The 3,790-nt window shown below is 27.6% G+C and carries 4 protein-coding genes and 1 pseudogene; all 5 read left to right on the forward strand.

Going from position 1 to position 3,790, the window contains the following annotated elements; all coding sequences use genetic code 11:
- A partial coding sequence (locus tag Q0370_RS08605; RefSeq protein ID WP_299574666.1) for an AAA family ATPase occupies positions 1-717 on the forward strand: 717 nt, incomplete at its 5' end.
- A pseudogene (locus Q0370_RS08610) lies at positions 638-880 on the forward strand (alpha/beta hydrolase); the annotation flags it as partial. The gene Q0370_RS08605 and the pseudogene Q0370_RS08610, both read left to right, overlap by 80 nt.
- Before the next feature lies 1 nt (position 881).
- Positions 882-2,663: a cell wall metabolism sensor histidine kinase WalK gene (locus Q0370_RS08615; protein ID WP_299574669.1), complete on the forward strand. Its 1,782-nt coding sequence runs from the start codon at positions 882-884 to the stop codon at positions 2,661-2,663.
- 190 nt (positions 2,664-2,853) lie between these two features.
- Positions 2,854-3,270 carry a Fur family transcriptional regulator gene (locus Q0370_RS08620; RefSeq protein WP_299574671.1) on the forward strand — a complete coding sequence of 139 codons (417 nt, stop codon included), beginning with the start codon at positions 2,854-2,856 and terminating at the stop codon, positions 3,268-3,270.
- Between the two features lie 27 nt (positions 3,271-3,297).
- On the forward strand, positions 3,298-3,790 hold a 493-nt coding region (locus Q0370_RS08625), incomplete at its 3' end, for a ferritin (protein ID WP_299574673.1).

A 3,790-nucleotide genomic window follows, 5' to 3' on the forward strand; every position in this document is an offset into this window, starting at 1 on the left:
AAAGAAAATGAAAATTCATTATCTAAATTATCCGAAAAATATTTTGATATTTCTAAAACTAAAAATGATAAAGAATTTGATAATTTAATACAAGCAATTGAAAATACTGACGAAAAATTAAATAATTTATATAATGGGAAAAGCAAAAGTCAAGTAGGAGTGTTTTCTGGAATAACAAGTAAAATAAAAGAATTTAGTGGAAATAGTAATGAGATAAATATTTATATAAATTCACAAATACAAGAAAAAGAATTGTTTAAAAGCAGTAGTAGGTTATTTTTTGATTATAACAAAACAAAACTTCCTGAAAATCACAATGGATTAGGATATTTAAATTTAATAGGAATGATATTTGAAATAGAAAACATTGTAAATGACTTTATTAATAATGTTTCAGACATAAATATTTTGTACATTGAAGAACCTGAAGCACATACTCATCCTCAATTACAATATATTTTTATTCGTAACATAAAAAAATTAATAGACAGTTATAGAAAGAGCAGTATTAAATTACAAACATTGATAACAACTCATTCATCACATATAGTTTCAGAATGTAATTTTAATGATATAAGATATTTTGTAAAAAATAACGAGGGAGTAGAAAGTAAAAATATAGAAATTTTGAAGGAAAATTATAAAAATGATGAATCCGATGAATTATATTGCGAGTTCAAGAGTAAAATACTGGAGAATAAGACATGGTGCGGTTGACAAGGATACTTCACTTGCAATACCTGCGATACTTGCTATAAAACTAGAAAATCTTGGGAAAAAAGTTGATTTTGCATCGCCTTGGGCAACTCCACATTCTGGAGATTATGATTTAGATGAGTTGTTTATCTGGATGGATAAGGTTGTAGCAGAAGGAAGGTAGTGTGAAAATAGGAGACAAAAAATTTAAAGGAATAAAATTTAAAAACAAAATATTTATAAAGCTACTTTCATATTTTGGATTGTCGCTTTTGTTATTTTCTATTGTAATTGGGAGTATTTTTGGATATATCTATATTCAGAATACTGTTAGTTTACATAAGAAAGATTTGGTTGAAAGAGCTTATAAGATTTCAGAAACTTTGTCTAAAATGTGGTTTGAGAATAGAGATGAAAAAGATGTAGATAAAAATTTGGATGTAGAAAGAAAAAATGATACTCCAAGAAGAAATAAAAATAAATTTTTAAAGCCAAATAGGGAAGTTCCTAAAATTGTAGGAAATATAAATGGAAAAACAATTGAAAATAATATTATTGAAGATATAAGAAAAGATGAAATTGAAAAGAAAATAGAAAAAAATGAGACAGATAAAAAAGAAAGCTCTGAAAAATTATCGGATGAAAAACATTTTCATAGACATAGAATCGTGGATGAGAAGGACAATAATGTTAAAATATTTAGAAGTATGCGGATGATTGAGGATATTGCGATGGGAGAAGTATGGATAGTGGATGCAAAAACTGGAAACATTGTACAGGGAAGAAACGAAAAGGGACAACCGTTTTCATATCTGAAATTACCGCCGAATGCAGAAGCAACTATTAAAAAAGCTATTTCTGGAGAAGCAACTACAACAGAAAATTTTAATGATTACTTAAACGAAAATTCAATTACAGTAGCAGTTCCAATAAAAAATGGTGAAACAATTGAAGGAGTCGTGTTGCTTCATTCTCCAGTAAAGTATATGTCTTCAGCATTAAAAAGTGGTATCTATACACTTGTTTTTAGTATTTTAGCTGCATTAATTCTTGCGGGTATCAGTGCAGTTTGGCTTTCTATCAGCTTTACGAAACCACTTAATAAGATTCGTAATACAACAACAGAATTGGCAAAAGGAAATTATGAAGCAACAACACAGGTAAATCAGAATGACGAAATTGGAGACCTTGCAAAAAGTATTGATAAACTAGCACTTCAACTAGATAAGAGTTCGAAAGAAAGTGAACGCTTTGAAAAAATGAGACAAAATTTTATTGCAAATATTTCTCACGAACTGCGAACTCCGATTACAGTGATTCGTGGTTCAATAGAAGCTATTTGTGATGGAATTATAAAGGATTCCGAACAGCTAAAGGATTATAATGAACAAATTTTATCAGATAGTATTCATTTACAAAGACTGGTTAATGACTTAATAGACTTGACGAAACTTCAAAACACAGATTTTTCTATTGATAAAAGCACAATAAATTTATTTGAAATTATAAATGATGCTGTGAGAAGCATGAAGCAGATTTCAACTAAAAAAGGTGTGAAAATAAATTTTTCTTCAGAAAATGCGATTGAAGAAGATAGGTATCTTTTTGTTGGTGATTATCAGCGGATTCGACAAATGATAATAATTGTGCTGGATAATGCAATAAAATTTTCTAATGAAAATCAGGAAGTTGATATTTTACTAAAAAAAGAGAATAATAAATATGAGCTTAAAATATGTGACAGTGGAAGAGGAATTGATTCTAAAAATATTGGAGAAATTTTTAACCGTTATCATAAATCAAATACTGAGGAAAATAAAAATGGAATGGGACTAGGACTTGCAATTGCAAAAGAAATTGCAATGCGACATAATATTGAAATTATGGTAGAAAGTGAGCCATATATAAAAACAGTCTTTACTTTTTTAATTCCTATAAATGAAAATTTTAAAATAACAGAAATCTAGTGAAAAAATAAACTTTGATACTAAAAATAAATAAATCTATTGACAAAATTTAGAAAAAGATATAAAATTGTAATGGATACAAAGAAGTAAGTAAATATAAAAGTTAGTTGTCTTACTCAAGCGATATATCTATTTTTATTATTCAATTGAAATTTAAAATATAAATAACAAACAATATTAGGAGGGAAGTATGCATATAGAAAACGTTGGTGACTATTTAAAGAAAAATGGAATAAAACCTTCAGTACAAAGAATGAAAATATTCCAATATCTATTGGATCATCATACGCATCCAACAGTTGACGATATTTTTCAAAATCTATCTCCTGAAATGCCTACTTTATCAAAAACTACAGTATACAATACATTAAATATATTTGTCAGTAATAATATCATTCAAGAAATTATTATTGAAGAAAATGAAGTAAGATATGATGTAGTCACGGATAATCATGGACATTTCAAATGTAAGTCTTGTGGAGAGATTGTTGATTTTGATGTAAATTTATCAAAATTTGATTTATCAAAATTGGGAAATGTAGAAATTGATGAAATACATTTTTACATAAAAGGTACTTGTGAAAAATGTTTAGAAAAACATAATTAAAAATTTAAAATATAGATTGGAGAGAAAATGAAATTAAACAAAGAATTAGAAGTTTTACTAAATAATCAAATAAACATGGAATTAGCAGCGGCTTACCAATATCAAGCTATGGCTGCATACTTTGATGAAAGATCATTAGAAGGTTTTGCAAGCTGGATGGGAAATCAAGCAAAAGAGGAAATGGAACATTCAAAAAAGTTTTATGAGTATGTATTAAAAAGAAACGGAAAAATTGAATTTTTAGGATTAGATAAGCCTAAAATGGACTTTACATCAGTAAGAGAAGTATTTGAAGCTGCTCTTGCACATGAAGAAGCTGTAACAGCCTCTATTGAGAATATTCACAAACTTGCAAGACAACTGGGAGATTATGGTGCAGAAGTATTCTTGAATGAATTTGCTGAAGAACAGGAAGAAGAAGAAGAACAAGCTCAAAAATTCCTTGATAAGATTATTTCACTTGATGTTGATAATAATAACGCTACGTTATATTTATTAGATAAGGAAATGGGAAAAAGAG

The sequence above is a fragment of the uncultured Leptotrichia sp. genome, assembly GCF_938036635.1.
Taxonomy (GTDB): Bacteria; Fusobacteriota; Fusobacteriia; order Fusobacteriales; family Leptotrichiaceae; genus Leptotrichia; species Leptotrichia hongkongensis.

What these genes read in the sequence shown, in the direction of transcription:
- Q0370_RS08620 (WP_299574671.1), top strand. Translation starts at nt 2,854, where the DNA reads ATGCATATAGAAAACGTTGGTGACTATTTAAAGAAAAATGGAATAAAA.